Source organism: Pseudomonas sp. FBCC-B1667 (genome assembly GCF_059133255.1).
In genome coordinates, this window is record NZ_CP101437.1 from 5,470,274 (window position 1) to 5,490,434 (window position 20,161).

General features: G+C 51.4%; 18 protein-coding genes. 6 read left to right on the forward strand and 12 right to left on the reverse strand.

What is annotated here, in order from left to right; all coding sequences use genetic code 11:
• The first annotated feature begins 228 nt into the window (after nucleotides 1-228).
• Entirely contained in the window at nucleotides 229-1,155 is a 927-nt protein-coding gene (locus NL116_RS25295; RefSeq protein WP_494374540.1) for a hypothetical protein, read from the forward strand.
• A 277-nt stretch (nucleotides 1,156-1,432) separates the two neighbouring features.
• Here the strand turns inward: NL116_RS25295 and dsr1 are convergent, their stop codons facing one another.
• The 10 genes from dsr1 to NL116_RS25345 all read right to left on the reverse strand — a co-directional run bounded on the left by dsr1 (nucleotide 1,433) and on the right by NL116_RS25345 (nucleotide 13,328).
• Nucleotides 1,433-5,251 carry an anti-phage defense-associated sirtuin Dsr1 gene (gene dsr1 / locus NL116_RS25300; RefSeq protein WP_494374541.1) on the reverse strand — a complete coding sequence of 1,273 codons (3,819 nt, stop codon included), beginning with the start codon at nucleotides 5,249-5,251 and terminating at the stop codon, nucleotides 1,433-1,435.
• A gap of 804 nt (nucleotides 5,252-6,055) precedes the next feature.
• Nucleotides 6,056-6,511: a hypothetical protein gene (locus NL116_RS25305; protein WP_494374542.1), complete on the reverse strand. Its 456-nt coding sequence runs from the start codon at nucleotides 6,509-6,511 to the stop codon at nucleotides 6,056-6,058.
• Nucleotides 6,512-6,843: 332 nt separating this feature from the next.
• The gene (locus NL116_RS25310; protein WP_494374543.1) at nucleotides 6,844-7,362 is read right to left on the reverse strand and encodes a hypothetical protein; all 519 of its coding nucleotides are present in this window, start codon (nucleotides 7,360-7,362) and stop codon (nucleotides 6,844-6,846) included.
• A gap of 57 nt (nucleotides 7,363-7,419) precedes the next feature.
• Nucleotides 7,420-8,166, reverse strand: coding sequence for a hypothetical protein (locus NL116_RS25315; protein WP_494374544.1), 747 nt, complete (start codon nucleotides 8,164-8,166; stop codon nucleotides 7,420-7,422).
• A gap of 61 nt (nucleotides 8,167-8,227) precedes the next feature.
• A protein-coding gene (locus NL116_RS25320) for an IS3 family transposase (protein WP_494372978.1) occupies nucleotides 8,228-9,390 on the reverse strand; the annotation gives its coding sequence in 2 pieces (ribosomal slippage) (nucleotides 8,228-9,135 and nucleotides 9,135-9,390; 1,164 coding nt in all).
• Between the two features lie 271 nt (nucleotides 9,391-9,661).
• Entirely contained in the window at nucleotides 9,662-9,997 is a 336-nt protein-coding gene (locus NL116_RS25325) for a hypothetical protein (protein ID WP_494374545.1), read from the reverse strand.
• Between the two features lie 125 nt (nucleotides 9,998-10,122).
• On the reverse strand, nucleotides 10,123-10,863 hold the full coding sequence (locus NL116_RS25330; protein ID WP_461968909.1) for a DUF6602 domain-containing protein: 741 nt from the start codon (nucleotides 10,861-10,863) through the stop codon (nucleotides 10,123-10,125).
• Nucleotides 10,864-10,908: 45 nt separating this feature from the next.
• The gene (locus NL116_RS25335; RefSeq protein ID WP_461968907.1) at nucleotides 10,909-11,838 is read right to left on the reverse strand and encodes an AAA family ATPase; all 930 of its coding nucleotides are present in this window, start codon (nucleotides 11,836-11,838) and stop codon (nucleotides 10,909-10,911) included.
• Nucleotides 11,838-12,353: an HORMA-1 domain-containing protein gene (locus NL116_RS25340; protein WP_494374546.1), complete on the reverse strand. Its 516-nt coding sequence runs from the start codon at nucleotides 12,351-12,353 to the stop codon at nucleotides 11,838-11,840. Before NL116_RS25340 ends, NL116_RS25335 begins: the two co-directional genes overlap by 1 nt.
• 9 nt (nucleotides 12,354-12,362) lie before the next feature.
• Nucleotides 12,363-13,328, reverse strand: coding sequence for a CBASS oligonucleotide cyclase (locus NL116_RS25345; protein ID WP_420650617.1), 966 nt, complete (start codon nucleotides 13,326-13,328; stop codon nucleotides 12,363-12,365).
• A 190-nt stretch (nucleotides 13,329-13,518) separates the two neighbouring features.
• Between NL116_RS25345 and NL116_RS25350 the strand changes: the two genes are divergently transcribed.
• The 3 genes from NL116_RS25350 to NL116_RS25360 all read left to right on the forward strand — a co-directional run bounded on the left by NL116_RS25350 (nucleotide 13,519) and on the right by NL116_RS25360 (nucleotide 15,329).
• Nucleotides 13,519-13,842 (forward strand): helix-turn-helix domain-containing protein, encoded by a 324-nt coding sequence (locus tag NL116_RS25350; RefSeq protein WP_420650616.1) that lies wholly within the window; start codon nucleotides 13,519-13,521, stop codon nucleotides 13,840-13,842.
• Complete coding sequence (locus tag NL116_RS25355; protein ID WP_494374547.1) at nucleotides 13,839-14,732, forward strand: ImmA/IrrE family metallo-endopeptidase; 894 nt, start codon at nucleotides 13,839-13,841, stop codon at nucleotides 14,730-14,732. The genes NL116_RS25350 and NL116_RS25355 overlap by 4 nt, the downstream gene beginning before the upstream one ends.
• Nucleotides 14,733-14,867: 135 nt before the next feature.
• On the forward strand, nucleotides 14,868-15,329 hold the full coding sequence (locus NL116_RS25360; protein ID WP_494374548.1) for a hypothetical protein: 462 nt from the start codon (nucleotides 14,868-14,870) through the stop codon (nucleotides 15,327-15,329).
• A gap of 160 nt (nucleotides 15,330-15,489) precedes the next feature.
• Here the strand turns inward: NL116_RS25360 and gmtX are convergent, their stop codons facing one another.
• Both gmtX and NL116_RS25370 read right to left on the reverse strand, forming a co-directional pair.
• Nucleotides 15,490-16,161: a gamma-mobile-trio protein GmtX gene (gene gmtX, locus NL116_RS25365; RefSeq protein WP_494374549.1), complete on the reverse strand. Its 672-nt coding sequence runs from the start codon at nucleotides 16,159-16,161 to the stop codon at nucleotides 15,490-15,492.
• Nucleotide 16,162: 1 nt separating this feature from the next.
• Nucleotides 16,163-17,029 (reverse strand): hypothetical protein, encoded by an 867-nt coding sequence (locus tag NL116_RS25370; RefSeq protein WP_494374550.1) that lies wholly within the window; start codon nucleotides 17,027-17,029, stop codon nucleotides 16,163-16,165.
• A 95-nt stretch (nucleotides 17,030-17,124) separates the two neighbouring features.
• On the opposite strand from NL116_RS25370, the gene NL116_RS25375 reads away from it, so the two are divergent.
• The gene (locus tag NL116_RS25375) at nucleotides 17,125-19,125 is read left to right on the forward strand and encodes a tetratricopeptide repeat protein (protein ID WP_494374551.1); all 2,001 of its coding nucleotides are present in this window, start codon (nucleotides 17,125-17,127) and stop codon (nucleotides 19,123-19,125) included.
• Nucleotides 19,126-19,499: 374 nt separating this feature from the next.
• Nucleotides 19,500-19,949 (forward strand): hypothetical protein, encoded by a 450-nt coding sequence (locus NL116_RS25380; protein WP_494374552.1) that lies wholly within the window; start codon nucleotides 19,500-19,502, stop codon nucleotides 19,947-19,949.
• The last annotated feature ends 212 nt before the right edge of the window (nucleotides 19,950-20,161 follow it).

Consider the following 20,161-nt stretch of genomic DNA (forward strand, 5'->3'; position numbering starts at 1 on the left):
AGAATTAAATGTGGTAAGGATGCGGCGGAGCAAGGTTCACATACTGACTTAATCAAGGTTCTCGTAATGTTTTGGGAGAGCCAACACAGTATGCATCCGGCTGAGCAAACTGGCGCCACAAGCGATTTATACTGAAAGAAAACATTGATCGAAAGATACAAATCGACAATGAACTACTCCATACAAATAACACCGGCACGCATTACTTTGTCAATTTAAGGAAAAGAATTGCAAGAAATCAACCCTAGCACAGTTCGCTTCATTAAACTCGGTGAGGGTGGTAAATGGGAGGCTTCCTGCATCGAGCATGGCACAATAAGGCTTGGCTACCGCAGCCCACACCATCAAGACGCACTGGATGGAAACTGGGAGATACTCAGAGATTACTGGTTTAAGGAAAGAAAAGGAAAGCAAGCTTCGACCTCTAACTCCGTCAAGCAAATCCGGGATTTCTATGAGCTTGACGAGAGTTGCCTATGGATAACATTTTATAAAAAAAGACTCTATTGGTGTCACGCCCATAAAACAGTCGCTGAAATCGAAGACAAAAGCCGCATACGTGATGTAATCGGACAGTGGTCGTCTGTTGATATTCATGGCAATCCCCTCAGGGTTGAGAATATTGATGGCAGAGTGACAAAGGTTCAGGGCTATCGCGGAACAATTTGTTCTGTGGAGATGCAAGACTATCTGATAAAAAAGATAAACGGCCACACAATAGAACAAGTTAATAATGCAAAAGAAACTTTGCAAAAACTCATATATGAAGTTGAAGAGCTTATCAGGGGGCTCTGGTGGCATGACTTCGAATTGTTAATTGATTTAATTTTCTCAAAGTCAGGCTGGCAAAGATTCTCAGTCCTTGGAAAAACTGAGAAAGACATTGATCTTGATGTTTATTCGCCCTCGACTCAAAAACGGGCCTTCGTCCAGATAAAGTCTTCAACTTCAAAATCTGACTTTGAACTCTATCTTAACTCATTTAACGAATATGACCAGTTCGACGAAATGTACTTCATTTATCATACCTGCGCAGATGACTTAAGTGCCCTCGTGACAGAGCATAAAAACATTCATATTTGGAATCTATTCCGAATCGCAGAACTGGTAGTCAATTCAGGGCTGGCCGAGTGGTTAATTAACAAAAGGGCATAAGAACCATCCGCTGGGATCATCCCGCCTAAGCGGGTATTGACCGAGGCTTGCGCCCCGAATGAGCCCAGCATATCTAGGCGGGTTGCCTCCACTCGTCAGGGGTATCACTCAATCTCAGCAAGCACCTTCTTGATCGCATTAACGTAACCGTGTTTGTAGAGCGGATCAAACTCACCTCTCACTTGGCCTGCTTTACCCATAAGCAGCGATTCAACCATCCTGCATCATTTTCCCTTGCACGAAATCAACTGGCCCGCTGCACCAAAGGCTCTTCGCACTATGGCTGACCACGACGACGCAGGTACTCCGTCAGCCTGCGGTATTCTGGACGCTCAGTAAGGTCGATCTGGGCATGTGCAATCGATTCAAGACAAGAGCGCAGCTCAGAAGGCGGCCAAGTCTGCTCGCCAACTACCGCAGCCAGCAGGCGCAACGCTGATTCAGGGAAAACCATGCACATGCCTGACTCATCAAGCAGGTGGATGACATAGTGCAAATGCTCGATGGGCACTAGCCAGTCGTGAACTGCATTCAGGATGTCCGGGAATGTTCTTCCGCCCGCAATGGACATCCGGATCAATGACTCAGCGATATTGGATGTCACTAGGTCCCTGGATTTTGGCCAGATATGTTGCCAAAAGGGCAGTACCCGATTCTGCCAATATTCCTCCCGCTGTTCCCCAGCCCCTTCCAGCGCTTGTGATAAAGCTTGAGCCGACTCTTGTAACGCTTTCAGTGGAAACGTCGCAAAGGCATCACGGAATTCCTCCGTGGTATACCCCTCAAGTGGACCTAAGGCTGCATAAGTGAAAATCGCCGCGAACTGCTCCCCGTGCTCACCCAGATCCGCATAATGGCTTGCGGTATCGAGAAACTCGACTTTGAAGGCCAACAGGAGTGGACGGTACAGGCGGGGCGACCACAAGAAGCCTTCCCAGGCCCTTCTAGCTTCAGCAGGATTGCGAGCCCAGCTGAAATGAGGAAGCAGATTTACGCTTGTCCATACCTCATCCACCCGGAACAGAGCAATAAGTCTGGAAGCAAGCAGAACCCTGCCATGGCGGTATCGTTCCACGTGCGGGTGGCACAGCTCGGTGAAAATCTGCCCCATCCACTCTGGCAGACTATCACCGTCGTTGAGGCCTGATCTCTGCCAAATATTCAACAGAGACTGGGTAACGTGCCCAATGGGGTGATTGATGGCTTCAGTGACTGGCTGATTTATCGGTTCGCCATTACTGGTCATCCCCGTATCCGCTTCCAGGGGCAGATGCATCACCCTTCGGATAAGCCCCAAAAACATATCCATATCTTGAAGTTCTGATTTGGATACCTCATCGAGCCATCGAGTTACATAATGAATTATCTGCTCAAGTTCACGATCTGGCATCCTATTGATCCACGGAGCAACATAACGCCATGATTTTCGAGCAATGCCAGATTCGCTCCATGCTTGGAAAGCGTCCCTCCAGCGACCCAAGAGCCATTGGCCCTCATCCGCTAGGTCACCCAAAGCATACAAGCTGTTGAGAAGGTGCTTTCGGCACACATCTCTCCAGGTGTCTTCATCGAAGTACTCATCAGCTGCCGGGACATTTCGAAGCCATTGGACCAGTGCCTCACGCTTGTAAGGTGCAGGCCTGACAACACGCTGCTGCTGATAATCAGGGTCTCCGGTCCCACTCATCCAATGAGAAAATTCGTCGCTCTCATTGTCTGCCAAGCGTAGATGTGGGTAGGCTGCGGACAGCGCATCAAGTCTTTGCTGTGCCTGATCACCCAGTATAAGCCCGCCGTACTGAAGCTTCGCCAAGGCCCTCCAAACCGCCCGGTCTACATGTTCCTGATAGCGATCATCCGTAATGTCCTCCACGAAATTTGCTCTGGGAGGCCCGGCCATAATCTCCGCCTCTAACCTTTCTTGAGCGGCAAGGGGCAGCATGCGCCCTTGCAACACAAGCAGGCGATAGACCTCGCGCTTAGTGGAGGTGGACCACAACCAATGACCATTCTCGACAAGTAGCCATTCAGCCCACTCATCAGCAGAAATGGCACCATCCTGACTGGCTGCAAAGAACGCCAAGCGTTTGAAGGTTGGATATGGAATCTCAAACCACCTGTGCGCGATCTTCGCCGCAACCTCAGGGTGTTCTTCGAAATTAGTCAGCCACGAATCCCTTAGCAACTCAACGAGCACGACCCACTCGCGGAAGCCACGATTCTGCCAGTGAGGACTAACAGACGGCAGATCCCAATACGAACGATCCTCGAAGGAATTGGCGCTTCCCAGTTCTTGCAAAAGATCCAACGCATCACGAACCAATGCCTGGAGATCCTCCAGTAGCAAGGGCAAGACCGGTGCCCACTCCGAACGAGACGACTCGGAGAGCGTGGATCGTACATGGTCGGAGACTAAAACCAACTCCCAGTTCACCAGATCGCGCAGGTGTTTTGCTGAGACATCCTGGTCTTCTGAAAATCGAAACGGCCGGGAGATCGACACCACAGGCGAAAGCAACTCCCTGAGTTGCAGTCGAAGACTGGCAGTCAGACCATCTCGCTTCAACCGCTCCAACCAGCTATAGAGGTCTAGGTCTCTCCAAGGCGACTTGATCCGCTCAGCCAGGAACAGTCCCCACAGCTTGCGCATGTGAGGCCCAGGTATCGCGTTAGGTGAGCTTTTGCGAAGCGCATCCAGCTCAGAGGTGTTTCCTTCGCTTTGAAGCTTGGCAATGCGCCCCAGTTGATCCTGAATAAGAAATGCAAGCCGCTCGTGGATACATCCGCCCCGCGTAGTAAGCCAAAGTAGAAGGTCTGGATCGTCGAGATGCCGAACAAGCCACCGAGCGATCTGGAACATCACATTATCCCAGTGACCCGTGCGCCCGCTTCCCAGCGTCATCGGCGCTGCCAAGTGGTAAGGCGAAGGTCTTTGAACCAGACTGAAGCTGAGCTTAGGATCAGGTTCAGCGTGAGCAGGAACACCAAAGCGCGCGAGATCCGAGTAGCAGTACCGGGGGTCACTAAAGGCGCCAAGCAGCCACTCCAAGGGCGGAGCAGGGTTGAAATCTGCAAACCGGCGCGCTGGTAGCCCTGACTTGTCAGAAAGCGCCCACAGCAGACGCCCCACGAAATCATCTTGCCGGGTGCTTGCCGAAGGCCTGGAGAGAGCGTGAGTGGTCACGATCCGCTCCTTACCCGTCGTTCCGTCACTGTATGTCTCTGCCCAAGCTTTCAGAGTTTGGTGCAATCCCCTATGTGAGTTTGCCCCAGGCTGAGTGTTGTAAAGGATGGGGGAGACCCCTTTTGCCTTCCACTCAGCGGTCTTAAGGCTTTCCTCTCCTGGCGTACAAGATCCAAATGCCCATGCCTGAGGTGTAATCTCCCCCAGCATTCTGTCAGCAGCCAAAGCGTCCATCATGTAGCGCAGAACTGGGTCGCTGACACTGTACCCGACGAAGCAAACAACGTAGTTGCGGAACAATTCGCTTACGAATCGGGCAGCCCAACGCTCAGTCAGGTAAGCAAGTCCAAAGTCACCGCTGGTAATAACCAGTCGATTGAGTTCGGAAATGTTAGGTTTATCCGGCAGTAGGCCGTGCAGATAAACGACCCCATCCCATCGACTTTTTTTGGGAAGAGGAAGCATTGGGGCTGAGTAAGAATTGAAACGCTGTTTTGTGCGTCGACCTGCGGCATCGAACACTCGGTCGAAGTTTGTGGTTACAAGACGCACTTCACCGGTCCGGCACTTTCCCAGCCTCAGCAATGCTGCGTGCGTATCTGTCGCGCCTTTGAGTCGGATGTTGGGCTTGAGAGCCCGCACCAAAGCCTCTCGAACAGCAGCGCGCCCGTTCGGCAAGCGACGCTCAAGTAGATCCAACGTGGCATCGAACTGATAGTTATCAAAAGCTTTCTGCTCGGCGCTATCGAAGGTGGTCGACGCCTCCTTGTAGATGAGCTGCACCAAACCTTTGAAATCCAGGAGCCCAGCCGGATAAGAAATACCGGCCCCACAAAAGAAGATGACCCTGCCTTCTTCATGGGCTTGGAGCAGCTCATCTGGAATATCTGGACCGTTCGTTACAAATTGCATCCCTGCCCCACCCCATGCTTAATGGCTAAAAGCCACCTTTTGGATCGTTGTGTACCATGGGTGAAGCCTTTGCGCCATCAATACTCAGCGACCGGTGACATTACGCCTTTGTGATAGCTTGACCTGACATGAGCAAGGCGCCACCTGGCCCCTTCCACCCAGCAGCTACAGCAGCGCAAGCGCTGAAGGTTCCATGGTGTACATCCTCTGCCAAAGCATGGAGAGCCTGTAGCGGCACACCGCGATACTCAGGACTTTTGTAGCCGCTCGCCATATCTGCGATCTCCGGTTGCAGTCACCACACTTGATTATCCAATATATTTGCATATAGATCTAAGCGCAGGTTCATTGACTTGAATACACCCTGCCACTGGGACAGTCTGACAGGGTGGAAGTGATTTGCAGCCCACTCAATTACTCGAATATGTTTATATGCCCCGTACATGGCGATTATTTCGTTCAGGTGCGTGTCGCATCCTGAATACCCTACCACTACAATCTCTGACGCCTCTTGCAGTGCGCGATGCAAATAGTGCCAGTACGTGATTAAAATCGGTGATGCACTTATCACTGAACGCTTATGCGCAACATGGGTCAAGACTATGTGATCGGATGGATTCGCCGCAAACATATTAATCTCATGTCGCTGAAGCTTACGAACCCGCCTATCAATGTCCGTATAAAACAACGGCGAACCGTGAAGATGTAAGTAGTAACCAAAACTCCTCCCCCACTGCCTTTCCAGATTCGCAGAATCAAAACCAGCATTAGTTATTCCATCGACTAGACTGCCATCAAAACCAGCTAAAACTCATCTATCAATGAAGGCCCATATAAAAGCCGATCATAGTTCAGAGTCGCAACATGGGAATTTGTTTGGCGGACGAAAGCTGATAGCGACGCTATAAACTGCTCGGGTAAGTCAGCATCGGCAAGATGCAATCTGGTCGCAACCATGTGCATATACTTGGCTACGGCCATAGGAAACCGCCGACCCTGCTCTGTAAGCCAGTGAAGATCTGGTGAAAGTATTCTGTTTAGCGTTTTGCAAGCTGTGACGGCTTGATGAAGAACGTCAAGCTGCTCTTCATTCTGAGGGATCGCGCCCTCATTCCCTAGCGTAAGGCTGATAAGTCTCCGGTCTTCCGCTGTGAGTAAATGCGGTAGATGCCACACATCATGCATAGCCCCCGCAAGGCTGAAATGCTGCGGGGCAAGGGCCATGCCCAAGCCATTACCAAAAATTAATGCTTTACGCATCTCACATCCTTGTTCTTTGGTGGGTTCAGAGAATGAAGAATGCAAATCCCAAAAGATGCTGTCAATGAGCCTTTAGGGTATGCGTGCAGCCTGTAATCCTTCCATCGCAATGCTACGGTCGAGCCGAATCAACGGGTCATTTCTGATCATGAACCTCACCTTAGGCCGACTCAACCCAAGGCCCACCACGTGGCACCTTCTGCAAAGCAGCTATAGCAGCGCAGGCGCTGGCCCCTCCATGGCGGGGGTTGGGGGCCTGGCCTTCACATCGTCGGCCGCACCCCCGAGCATCCGCAGAAAGGGAGTATGCCAGATGCCCCCTCCGAGCACCTCTAGGGCGCGCCTCCCTCAAGAGAAGGCCTTAGAGCCTTATATTTAGCTTTAGCAGCCTTGGCCGTATAACGAGAAAAAGACAGACCAAATCTAAACGCCTTCCAAACGAATGAAGCAAGGAAAATCGTGAGGCGCCAAAGATCCTTCACAAAAATCGCTCTCTTCCTTTTCTTAAAATCGACGAGTTTTGTACTCGAATTCGCTATCTTTCCACCAACAGCCAGCGTGATAAACAAGAAGTAAAACCATCTGTAGTTCTTCACCTGGCTCGCTTCACGATCATCAGCAAGCAATCCTGGCATTCTAGATTTCAGCTTAACCAGGTTGGGAATTATGCACTCGTTAGCAATTGCCACTGGGCGCTGAAAAATGTAGCGATCAACGAAACCCTCTGGTCCGTCCGGCCACGCGGTACAATACTCAAAGGGAGGTGATTCACAACTCTCCGATAGCGGAGCGTACTGAGCAGCGTCTTTAGACAACTGTTTCACAGGACACACTTTCTGATTGTATTCCAACAGCTCCCGCCTGATGGTTAAAATATCCTCATCCGACAGATTCGATTCTCTCGGTTGCTAAAAAAATCCCCGACTGCTTTCGGGCGCAAACTCTTTAAAAAGGACTGGACTATATTCAGCAAGCGGCCCAATCGTCCACTGTGAGTAATTGCTCCACTGACAAGACATGGTAGATTCCAAACCGTTAATCCGACAATAATCTTGGTAACGGCGGATTTGCAGGAGAAGATAGCGACTTGAATCCTGAGCTACTCGCGATACATTATTGAGGGTTTGGGCACTGTTGCTGGCCGTGCTGTCTGTCACAAAAAAGACCGCAGCGGTCAGCGCTGTCAAAAACCAAAGGTGATCATAATAATGATGAAATTTATCAGTTAATTTCAACGTATCGTACAGCAGCACCGTGATTGACCACCCAGCAGCAGTGACCATCACCAATAAAGGAATGAGCGCCATAACATTTCCGCTCACACCCACGCCCCCCGTAGAAGAACTTGGTGCGCCGTATCGAAGGTCTGGGAAAAAATCCATCAAGTTAAGTACGCCTGGCGCAAGGAGCACGCAAAGCGCTATGACGCCACCCTTAAACCGTCCCAAGGTGTAAGCAGCACCAATGATCAGTGGCATCAAAAGAAGAAGGACCCACAACAACGTCATTGCTCTCGGAACAAAGCCGCTCAGGTGAGTTTGAAAAAATTCAGATTTTGGAACGCCTAGGTCTTGCAGTACGTGCCCAAAACTAAACGCAGCACCACCGACAAACTCAAGATACGGGTGAATAAACTTGCTGACAGCCAGAAGCACTTTACCGTTTTCCTTAAAATAATAAAAAATCTGAAACCACGCACCTGCCACCTTGTAGTGGTCAACTAATCCCGGACACGACGTTAAGTTTTTCTTCGGCCCGAGCTGGCGCCAGCCCACCGTTGAATTGATGGGGTCGAACCCAGTTGTACCGATGCATCAAGAAGTGGCTGATATCGCGCTGGGCTTCTTGAGCCGTTCGGTAACCCGTGGTCGGTATCCACTCCGTTTTCAAGCTGCGGAACACGCGCTCCATTGGCGCATTGTCCCAGCAATTTCCCCGACGACTCATGCTCTGGCGCATGCGATATCGCCACAGCCGCTGGCGAAATAAACGACTCGCATACTGCGACCCTTGATCCGAGTGAAACAGCAGACCCTGAGGTCTTCCTCGTTGCTCGTAAGCCATATCCAGCGCCTTGATAACCAGATCGGCGTCCGGCTTTTCCGACAACGCCCAGCCCACCACCCGGCGCGTGCAAAGATCCAGCACGACAGCCAGGTAATGCCATTTCCCCTGGGCCCAGATGTAGGTGATGTCGCCGCACCACACCTGGTTGGGTGCTGGAACATCGAACTCTCGATTCAAGAAGTTCGGGATATCCAACCGTTCAACCGTCGCTCGTTTATAGGCATGTGATCCGGGCTGTTTACTGACGAGGTCAAGCTCGCGCATCAGGCTGCGCACTTTGAACCGACCGAGCTGCTCACCGTCGTCACGCATCAGCGACAGGATGCTGCGGCTGCCCGCAGCACTGCGACTTTGCGAGAACAGCTCGCTCACCCGGCTGCGTAACCGAAGCCGTTCGACATCCGGTGTGCGGCGCTTAAGACGCTGGGCGTAGTAGCACGAACGGGTGACCTCAAACACCTTGCACAGCCAATCAATCGGCTCATGGACGCTCAGCTGATTGATCAGCGCGTACGCTCGTGATCTTCCGACATCAAGAGCGCGGTAGCCTTTTTTAATATCGATTTTTCCCGTTCAAGGCGGGCGATCCGGGCTTCCAGCTCCTGGATTTTCTGCTGTTCCGGGGTCAGCGCTTTGCTCTGCGGAGTGACGCCTTGGCGCTCCTGCTGAACCTGATCAACCCAGCGGCGCAGGGCCGACTCGCCGACGCCGAGCGAACGGCTGGCTTCGATGTAGCTGTAGTTTTGCTTGAGCACGAGGTCGGCAGCCTCGCGTTTGAATTCAGCAGAAAAGGAACGGCGTTGTTTGGTCATCTGACACCTCGATCTGGCGAGCATTCTCGCCTAAATGGGTGTCCGGTTTCATTAGACCACTACACCTTGCAACGCTTTCATCCTGCGAAAGCGCGATACTAAGAGTCTGTACAGTTGCGAAACTCTAGCCGGTGGGATCATGGAAGCTAAAGATCATGGTTGCCGCATAACGAAAGAAGTTGCCCCATATCTGCAATGCGGCAAGCCTGACTCCCACAGGCGCTCGCCTTTCTAAAGCTACTTGATCTTGAAGATCAGTCGCAGATATGCATTAGCTTTTGAGCCTAGCAGGGCGACTAGGAAGGAATTTGTTATATTCAGCGTATATCCAAGCTTGGACTTTTTCTCTTCCTTGTACGTTGGATGGCAGCTCTTTATGAAGCATCCATTCGACGGTCAACAGCGCATTGAGGCTGGTTTTATTATCCTTCCATATGATTGAATTAATCATATCAACCACTTCGTACTTCTCTTTTCGACTGAATCTGCCAGCGTCTTCTTTGGTCTTATTGGGATCATCCCCAGGTACGGCCTTGTCGCTGTAATCCGTGTAGTACAATTCGCTTGGCTTAATTTTCAGCGGTTTTGTTTCAGTGCTACTACTCATGTGTCGACTTCCTTTGGGGGATTTGAAGTTTGACCTGATCCTCTTGGTAGCCCTTGCAGGCTGCTCAAATGGTTTCGTCAAGATTAAAATTCTAGGTTCTTATCGGGAATGCCAGATGTAAATGCCTATCTATTTATGACCGCTGCATACGCAGCCCAATCAATTGCCGGAACCGTGCCTAGCGATTGAAGCCGAGAAAGAAGACGGAACAGAAAGTAGATAAGCGATCCCTCAGCGTCGACGACTTTGAGCTTGCCATCGAAGGTATCGAATGCCCCGTCATCAAGCGCGCAACCACAATCCAACTGCTCCGATTCTTCTACCGGTAAGTGTTTGAGGAAATGCTCCCCCAAACCATCAGCCCAACTTGATTTTGGTGCGATGATTCCCGCGAGGATTGGGAAAAGAGGCTTGGGATCGTATGTCCCACCAGCATGCGCAATAGGGACAGAAGTTCGGTGTAGCTTGCGCACCGATGCAGCCTTTTTGCCGGCGTATTCCAGGTAGCTTTTGTCAAAATGTGGCTTGGATTCGAAAATCGCATACACGGCTTCGACGGGGATATACCGATGACTCTGCTGATCGAGCAAAGTTGGAGTGTAGTGACGGTCGAAGATGACGATATCAATTTGATCGCTTCGGTTACCTTGGCTGTCAATCACCAAGCCCGTCGCAACCTGATAGCGGTTAGGCAAATAGGCCCTAAATACTTCAATCCAGTGGTCTTCGACGACTGTACCGTGCGTCCCAGCGTGCGAGATGGATTGAGCTGCTCGCTTCAGCCTGAGGGCCAACTCCACCTGGACATCCATAAAAGCATCTTTCATCCAGGCAGTGTCGGCAATGCGATCCTTTTTCGTAGCCATAATTTTTCACTCACGGGGCATGGGAGCCAGCGTCTGGCGTCAGGATTAAAGATCCTGGAAAGTAGGAGTCGGTTTCATCTCATGCGCAACTCGTAAGGCATTGCCCGGCTTCACCGCTTGGCTAGGGTAGGCATCTAGGACTATCGACGGGATCAACCGTTGAGTCAGATCGGAAAAAGTGAATCCAGGAATGTCACCTTCCCTCGGGCCAGTTACCTTCACGAGATCATCCAGCGCGACTTTAGGAAGGCCGAGTGGCCCCAAGCGCCGGGTTAGAATGCTGCGGCGTTGCTCTTCGTTCGGTCGGCCAAAAGACAGAACTTCAGCTGCGCGCCGCTTCACAGCAGGGTCCAAGGCATTGAGACGGTTGGTGCACATGATCACTGCGGCTGGCAGTTGAGCGTTTGCGATCCGATCGATGCCCCTGATGAAGGCGTTCACACCAGCTCGGTCTTCGTGGTGCATCTGCGCATTCTCGCGAGACTGAGCAAGGGCATCAGCTTCATCGATGAGCAGAATGACGGCGCCGCGAGACCGGCCTTCGCTCGACTTAAGCTTTTTGGCCTCCTCAATGGTGTAATCGAAAGCCGCTGAGATCAACTGAGTCATTTCACCGACTCGGCCTTGCCCGCGAGTCGAGAGGCTAAGTGGGAAAAGCGTAATATTGATTTTTTCCTGCCGGGCAACGGCATCGCCGATTGTTTCGGCCAGCTCAGTTTTGCCGCTGCCTACATCACCAGCCAGCACGACAAGAGGTGGGCGCCGCAGAACTGTTTCGATCAGAGCTTCGGAGCCAGGATGGAATTTTTTAGCCCAGTCGGTGAGGCCGGAGGAGTTAACCAGAAGGCCAAGGATTTTTGTCAGGCGGACTTTTTGGTCGTCCAGGCCGACCAACCTAGCCAGCCGCTCCTGTGGTTCGAAATCTGGGTAGTTGACCCGGTATTCGAAGAGTTCATCCAACGCTGGCTTGTTCATCAGTAACTCCTTACGGTCGAACGGTTGAGGGCACGGCCCCCGGATGAATACGAAAGGTCTGAGGTCAAATAGCCATTAACCTCTGGCTCATCCGCCCCGCTTCTGCTGATTGGCACTTGCCCCTTAATGACATCTCGTTCGCTTTGAGAGGCGTTTCTCCAAGCAGTGCTGTAGGTCATGTAGCTGTAGAAACTTGCCCCAGCGATGTCGGCATTCGGACGAATACGCCCCGGAGTATCGTCAACATCGCCGCTCGATAGTTCGGATGCGGTGTACTTAAGGGTGGGTTCAATCCACTTTCCATCGCGTTTAAACCCATAGGTCACAGTGTCCAGGTAACCCGCCTTGAGGAAGACCTTTACCTCTTCCTCATAATCCAAGATCCACTGGGTGCTCGGACTACCATAGAGGCGTTGAAGGCGCATCAGATCAGCGGCTACCTTTGCGGCCATGTGCTTGGCGTGAGTCAAGGTGAAGGTTTGGGACTCTGTGACCGAATAGCTAGCGGACGACATACTGTTACCTCACACCTGGAAGGTTGAACCGAAGACCTGCTGCCAGTAGCCAACAGTCAGTTGCTTATTAGGAGCATAAAGCGCTGCGTCAATGGCATCACCTGCTTCCAGAGCCGCCTCGATGATCGCGTCAATGTTCTGCTGCGTGTATAGCCGAGCAACATTGTTGGTCGGATTCACAGGGTCAATGATCTGCAAGGGGTCGGAGAATGTGCCGACCTGTGACGCAGAGTAGTTGTCAGTGAAGTAGATTTTCTCGCGCAACTCTGAGCGAGCGATGTAGGTGAAGAAGGACTGGAGAGCTTCCGGGTAGTCAGAGAAGTCGACACCGTCATCGCACAGCTTCGACAAAATCATCTCGATCATGAACGACTTAAACCGGAAGCCGTCGCGCTCACGCTTCATCAGCGCAGCCCAATACTTCACGAGCCTCACCACTTGCGCGTAGTGAGTAGGCTGCGCGCGTTTACGTGCTTTGGCGAACTCTAGGTGCAGCGGGATGCTCGTTTCGAGGAAAGAGCCATCTTCTTGGCTGATCAGATTGCCTCGCCATTGGGGGAGGCCGCTGTAGAGTACGGGAACGATATCGACGTCCAGACCTGACCCACGGAACGACACAGTGACTGAGTAGGTTTGAGGTACGACCTGCTCAGGGCTGAAGTTGGGGAAGGCTTTGCGCAATTTCTCGGCCAGGTAATCAATCAGCGCCTTAGTGTCTTGCGGCGCCTCTGATCCACTTACGTAAACGGCCACATCAATGTCGCTTAGCGAGCGCAGAGCGGTCCCTTTTGCCAGGCTTCCAGAGACCAGCATCCGTTTGAGCGAGAAATCTGGGTGGTCTGACAGGTAGCGCTCCAATTTCTCCTGCAAGCGCCCTGCCTGCTCTCGGTATGCGCTAGCCTTATCTTTGGGCAGGTTCACCTTATCTTCGGCGAACCGTGCGATGTCGCGATGGTCAACATGTTCTCTGGACATACCATTCCCCCCTGGGGATGAGTATCAGATGAAGCCAGTACGACCACGCTGGGACAGCGCACATCGGCTAGCATGACAAAAGTTCGGTATAGCGAACTTTCTACTTACGCTACTCCGAATTCCGGTATTGTCAAACGCTTTGTTCGGAATCGTGGTACAATTTTGATTACTAACTGAAAGGAGCGAGATCGTGGCGACCCGTCTCGGTGAGAAGCTCCGTGAACTGCGCAAGCAGCGCGGGCTTACCTTAGAGAAGCTCTCAGACATGGCTGGTCTGAGTAAAAGTTATCTCTGGGAACTGGAAAACCGTGAATCGCAACGGCCATCAGCTGAAAAGCTCACGGCTCTGGCTGATGTTTTGGGCGTTGCGACCCAGTACTTTTTCGAAGAGGATGTGCGCGCTCCTGAAGAGCGCCATCTCGACGATGCATTTTTTCGCGGGTATAAAAATCTGGAGCCGGATGCCAAGGAGCATCTTCGAAAGATTCTGGAAACCTTCAAAAAGGGAACATGATGGCTGATGAGCAGGTATGGACACCTCAGCGAGCAGCCAATCGGCTGTCGAAAATCTTGGAAGCCTTCGGTAACGCGCACGGCGGCAGGTTTCCAGTGGACGTACAAACGTTGGCCATGGAGGCAGCGAACATTTTCGGCTGGTCGGACCCAATCACAGAAGTCACCCCTGTCGACATCAAAAGCTTTGATGGTGCGCTGTTCCCAGACGAAGAGCGAAAAAAATGGATGCTGTTATTCAATAGCGCGATGGCATCACCAGGCCGCATCCGTTTTACCCAAGCTCATGAGTTAGGCCATTACATCCTGCACCGCCAGACACGGCCTGCCTTTCAGTGCAGCAACGATGACATGCTTGATTGGGAAGACAAGACAATCGAGGCTCAGGCGGATCTATTCGCCTCTTACTTGCTCATGCCTCTGGATGATTTCAGGGCACAGGTCTCCACCACCGTTGATCTAGAGTTACTTGGCTACTGTGCTGAGCGTTATGGTGTCTCCCTTACAGCCGCTGTTCTGAAGTGGCTTCAGTACACTGAGGAGAATGCGGTTCTGGTTTTGTCCCGTGACGGCTTTATGCAGTGGGCATTTTCAAGTAAGCAGGCATCACGTGCAGGCGTATTCTTCCGCACACGCAAGCAGACGGTCGAGATACCAGCAGGCTCTCTCGCTGCGGCTCCAGGCGTCAAGCAAGAGCGCAGGGGAATCGAATTGCCAGCGAAGATCTGGTTTCCTCACGCAGAGGCCGGCACCTGCGTCCGAGAGATGAAGGTTTCGTCTGATCAGTACGAACATGTCATGTCTCTGCTGATTTTGCCGCGCTCGGCTACTGTATGGCGCTCCGATGAAGATCAATTTAAGCCCTGGGAGCAGAAGCGTCCGCGCAGTTGACGCGGCTTTCAAGAACCTGTCCGTGCGCGGGGGCAGCAGTTGTAAAGGCCATCGGTTCTTCAGGTCGCTCCACCCTCACGCTAATGGTTCAAGCGTGTTTAGTCTCTCAAAGTTATTTCTCAAGGTACTGTGCCAATGAGCGACCACGCAGTAAGTGCGATCCGCTTCACACTCTTCAAAAACAGCAACGACTCTTTCTTGGCCGCTCTCGACGATGCCTCCATTCATCACTCCAGCGTGATGCAGTTTTCGGGGCAACCGCAAGCTTCAGGTTTCGTCGAGATGATCTCGGCATTGAGTGATGCAATGCCTTGGAATGCGATTGCTAAGGTAATCATCTCTTGGCTCAAGGCTAGGAACAGCCGGCGCGTGATGATCCATATGAAAGATGGCTCGCTCGTCATTGAGACCAATGGATACGGCGCGAAAGATATCGAGCATTTGTTGAAAGCATGTGCCGGCGTCACTGTCATTGATACGCAGCCCCAAGACAAAGAAACCAAAGCCATTGAGTCAGATGATGCTTGCTATATAAAGGATCAGGAGAATCTCCTCGCCGACGCGGCAAGGAGCACGCGGTATAAAAGTCTAACCTAGTGGCCCCGCAGGACCGGGTCACCGTGTTCGTGAGCGCAACGAATTTCATGACCCACCACCCGCTGGACTCATCCCGCCTAAGCGGGTATTTACCGAGGCTTACGCCCCGAATGAGCCCAGCGTATCCGAGTGGGTTTCCCCCTTACTCATCAGGGGGGTATCACTCAATCTCAGCAAGCACCTTCTTGATCGCATTAACGTAGCCGTGTTTGTAGAGCGGACCAAACTCACCTCTCACTTGGCCCGCTTTACCCACCACCCAGCCCTGCTTCTCGATGAACGCATCATCGATGGCCCCCTTCAGGGCTTCAATTTCGCTTTCATTCAAGACACCACGCAGCGACGGGATGACTTGGACATTCTCATCATCAGCCTTAGTGGGTGAGGGCATTTTCAATGGTCGCAAATCAATTACGAATTCACTTTGCCCTTTCAGAGTGTTCAGCTCATTCCGGTATCTGTTCCGCTCGGCAATGATCATCCCAAAGACGCCTCGCAATGCTGGATCATCGATCCGATGCAATAGCTCGTTGTCCTTCGGAACCGAGTTCGACTTCAACCGTGGATTGATGGGCTTCTTCATCGACATACCAGATTTGGCAGCCCAAACCTCGATAAGCTGGCGGAAGCACATACCGGTTTTGTTGCGGATAGTCGAAGTCGACGGGCCACCCTTAGCTACCGAGAGGCGCGCTATCTCAGCAATGGAGAAGTTTTTCTCTCCCGCTGCGTGATGTTCGGCCAAGACGGCATTGAGCACCGCCAGGGATTTCCGCTGTTGCGCATTCGCCTTCGCCGTGAGGTCTTCGAAAACAATACTCGGATCAATCATCCTAGAGTACTCCCTGATGACTTGGGGAAATCGAAAGCAGGTCAACAAGCTTGATTACAGGCGCCTCAAAGGTGTGTTCCAACGCAGAGATGCCTGACGGCAGCAGTCCAAGGTTCTGCCCCGCCTCCAACACACCAGACGCCATCCTGAAGCCCTCCAGCTGATTTGTCGGGTTCGCCTTTGAGGCCATGGCACGCATCATCGCGTTCCCGGCGATCAGCTGCATACGGTCATCCATGTTCATGAAAATAGGAACGTATCCCTGCGACATGAGCACACGGTTCAAAGCTCTTGAACGCTTTTCGACCGCAGGGGATTTACGAATATCATCCATCAGATCCGGGTAGATTTCGGCGTCTTCACAAATCTGAGCGAGTTGCAGCATTTCGGAGTCAGTTTCGATAAACGAGATGGGATGACGCACGTCCTCCATGCTACCTACGGCAACCAGCTTCGTACTCTCGTCACCCTCTTCACGATCTTCTTCAATCGACACAAGACGACCGATGATCTGGAAGCACGCGACCAAATCTTTGGCGTACTCATCGGCCTCAGTAATCTGCTTTTCATACCGTCGTTCAGCTTGTTGAAGCTCAGATTGACGGGTGAATGGCTTACCCTCCTCCTGGGCGAAATACCGCTCTTCAAGCAACTCATCCCTGACCTGCTCATGTTCGACGGCCAACTTCGCTGCTAATGACGCCTTGTAACTCAAATTATTGAAGTGCGCGCGCAGCGGATCGAGATAGCGAGCGTCTGTGATGAACCAACGACACCTAATGCAGTTTTCAGGCCCGTGAGGCACAGCAAGATAAATGGGAATACCCCTCTGACCGAAGAGTTCTCCGCCATTCCAGCAACCACCCACAGTACTTTTTTCATCTGACTTGACCTAGCCTGCGCTTTGCCCCTCTTGATTCGCTAATTGTCCCAAAAGATCCCGCAAAAGCAATCCTATTCAGGTTGAATCAATTTGCTATTGCCGCATCTCTTAATGACAAAACCTCACATCCGCTAAATGTGTGGAAAACTCTCGAATCCGAGATCAAGGCGTCTGATCCTCAAGGTGAGGATATGTTCCATACGATGGCTATGGGCAAAGCATTATGCCTCGTGAACCTCCCCGCAATACTTCCAGATTGGTTTAGTCTGCTGCGCAAATTTCGTGCATCCCTTACAAACAAAGTGCAGCTAACACCCGCCTTTGGTACAGCTAATCAACACAGTGGATTGTTTATTTCGCAGGCAATACACGTTGGTAGCGTCAATGCCCAGTTGAACCTATTTGAAGAGCTGCACCATCTAAACCGAGACGAACGTGAGGAATACCTTGAGTTTGCCCTCGAAACACGTGAGGGAACCGCCGCCCTGGTAAATGGCCCATGGCTTGAAGAGGTTCGTTCCGGCAAAATCGATGGTCGCAGCGCCTGCGAAGCGCACCTGAAGATGGCCGAGCTCACCCGTAGTTGGGGTCACTCACAGCTCACCATTTTGCTCCTGGTCGCGGCGAGCATCATGCTAGATGAGTACTCAGCTGATCCGCACTGCGCGCTTGAGCTAATCAAACAGGCAGAGGCTGAGTTCGGAACTGTTATCGATCTAGCCAGAGCACGATCAAAGATCTATCTCCGGCAGCGCAAGCACCATGACGTAATATCCATAGTGCGAGATATCGATTCTCAACTAGGTGAGCTCGAACCATTAGAGCGAATGTTTTTGCGCAGAGAGACAGCTATTAGCTTCGCGGAGACAGGCGACTGGAAAGCAGCGGCGTCCCAATTCTCGCAAGCCCAAACAGATGCGTTGGCCGTGGCCAGTCAATCCTTCAACGCCATCGCACTAGGATTGAAGGCCGACTCTGCGCTTGCGTTGTACAGAGCCGGAGACCTCAACGCGGCTATCGACGTATATCGAGAAGTTCTTCAGCAGCTACCCGATATTGATTCTGAGGATTTACTACAGGCAGCTTACTGCAGCCGTGTTATTCGTCATGGACTGCTGTGGCTCCACGTGCAAGTCATCGGCGCAGAGAGTCAACCCCTCATCAACGGCGACCCTGCATTCATGATCGCCGGAATGTGCAGCAACCCAAATCCACCTGAGGACATCGTAAATCTTTCGCGAGCTAGTTTAGACGCCACCTGGTACCTCTTCGCTACAGCAGAGTCTGAGGCTGTGGGGCCGACACAGGCGCTCCATTGTCTAGAAACGAGATTAAATGGGAGGACTGCTCCAACCTTTGAGTTAACGTTCAGGTCTTACATCCTCAACAACTCTATAAAGAATCTGGTAGCAAATGGATTTGCCGATCAGCTTCATCGTTGGCTGGATTTTGTGGCGCATGCCTTCAATGGGGAAAAGCCCCAAATATCGGAAGTCCCTGTGTATGCCGTCGTGCCAAGAACTTCGAAAAATAATCTTCAGGCGGAACGGCTGGTACGCTTACAGAAATCTGCAATCTACACTTTCGGCGTCTCTGCAGCACTGTCCGGTAATATTTCAGTTTTGAAAGATTTGCGCGAAGACTTTGAAAACCATGTCAGTCTAAATCACGCAGTCACTTGGATTGACAAAATGCTCGCGCCTGATCCTGACGATCTTGACTACAGCCTTGCAGACTCGATTCATACAGTTCTTACACGGCCTGAACTTTTTATAACTCAATTATTCGGGGCAACACTACGTTTTTTGGAAGTGGCGATCCAGTCTGAATTCCGAGCTGCACTGGAAGCACCGCTCACTCGGTGGAGTCATGAAAAATGGAAACAACAGATTGAATCTAAAATAGCTTTCAACCGCGCCGACATTGTCATTCCGAACATTCAGTTATCGCTGAGACTCTCAGGAGTCGCAAGCGTCGCTGCGATAGTATTAGCGGCTGAGCCAGGGATGCCCATACAACTAAATTCGAAATTTCGCGAGCTATTCACGAAAACATTAGAAAGCCCACCAGATACTTACTGACGGCACCCAACAACGTGCACACATGGATTGCATGTTAGTTGTGACATGCAATCCCTTTGAGAGATGGCAACTCCAGCTCTACACATATAAGTTTTCGATAAGGCTGCAAACCAATACATCTAACTTTATTCAACATCAAAACTAAAACCTTGTAAGCAACGCCTACAAAACCATTCAGCTAGTATTTACGCACATATTGAAAATCCTCAAAAAACTTGACACACGAGTAGACCATACTACTTTTAAAGTCTCGTCACAGAGGTAAAATCATGCTTAGCAGACAAAAGCATCTAACTCAGGTTGTGGATATGATACACAGGCTATGCCCCCATAACTCCTGCGTACCAAACACTACACGTCATATCGCTAATGTTATGACTCTGTATTATGTTGGTGGGCCAAATGCTTGGTCGCCAGTCGACAACTTTTTCGTCTCCAGCGCCAACCCAGGCAATATGACAGACGATGATGTGCGGAACATATGGATTTCAGCTGCAGCATTGATGCCTCCCAAAACCTTAGAAAAAGTAGTCGAAGATACTTTGCGGTCAGATAAGACATATACATCGTGGAGCTGGCCCGCGATAGTCGTTACCGACAAACGAGGACGTAGCAAACTACCTCGTGTAGCCGTGCATACACTTACAGGTGCTCTGAAATCAGGTGTAACTATCATTGGTGACAAGCGTCTGAGGCGGAATGTCATGGTTCCGCAGGCAATTTTCCACGCTTGCACCTGGAGCTTACTGAATGCTTGGGTGCAAAAAGGTGCTGCACCAGAACATTTGGAAGCGCTACAACTGGAGCATGATCTGGGTTTGTGAGTAATTTTGTTTTTCGTGTGAACCGCTGGACAGTTGGCCGGCCTGTGTATGATGTCGGTCAGAAAATTTGATGCCCTCCCCCCTACCTCTTTTCTTCCACATTCTTCAGTTCGTTTATAGCTAGATTTTTAGCGCTCGGGGCACTGGCTGACGAACTATTTTGGTGGCGTTGAGGCATGCGCCTGCGGGGTGCTCGGGTGCAGCAGGGTATG

Bases quoted from the DNA above. Each gene is read 5' to 3' on its own strand.
- dsr1 (WP_494374541.1), bottom strand. From the start codon at position 5,251: ATGCAATTTGTAACGAACGGTCCAGATATTCCAGATGAGCTGCTCCAA.
- NL116_RS25305 (WP_494374542.1), bottom strand. From the start codon at position 6,511: ATGCGTAAAGCATTAATTTTTGGTAATGGCTTGGGCATGGCCCTTGCC.
- NL116_RS25325 (WP_494374545.1), bottom strand. From the start codon at position 9,997: ATGAGTAGTAGCACTGAAACAAAACCGCTGAAAATTAAGCCAAGCGAA.
- NL116_RS25330 (WP_461968909.1), bottom strand. From the start codon at position 10,863: ATGGCTACGAAAAAGGATCGCATTGCCGACACTGCCTGGATGAAAGAT.
- NL116_RS25335 (WP_461968907.1), bottom strand. From the start codon at position 11,838: ATGAACAAGCCAGCGTTGGATGAACTCTTCGAATACCGGGTCAACTAC.
- NL116_RS25340 (WP_494374546.1), bottom strand. From the start codon at position 12,353: ATGTCGTCCGCTAGCTATTCGGTCACAGAGTCCCAAACCTTCACCTTG.
- NL116_RS25345 (WP_420650617.1), bottom strand. From the start codon at position 13,328: ATGTCCAGAGAACATGTTGACCATCGCGACATCGCACGGTTCGCCGAA.
- NL116_RS25355 (WP_494374547.1), top strand. From the start codon at position 13,839: ATGATGGCTGATGAGCAGGTATGGACACCTCAGCGAGCAGCCAATCGG.
- NL116_RS25360 (WP_494374548.1), top strand. From the start codon at position 14,868: ATGAGCGACCACGCAGTAAGTGCGATCCGCTTCACACTCTTCAAAAAC.
- gmtX (WP_494374549.1), bottom strand. From the start codon at position 16,161: ATGATTGATCCGAGTATTGTTTTCGAAGACCTCACGGCGAAGGCGAAT.
- NL116_RS25380 (WP_494374552.1), top strand. From the start codon at position 19,500: ATGACTCTGTATTATGTTGGTGGGCCAAATGCTTGGTCGCCAGTCGAC.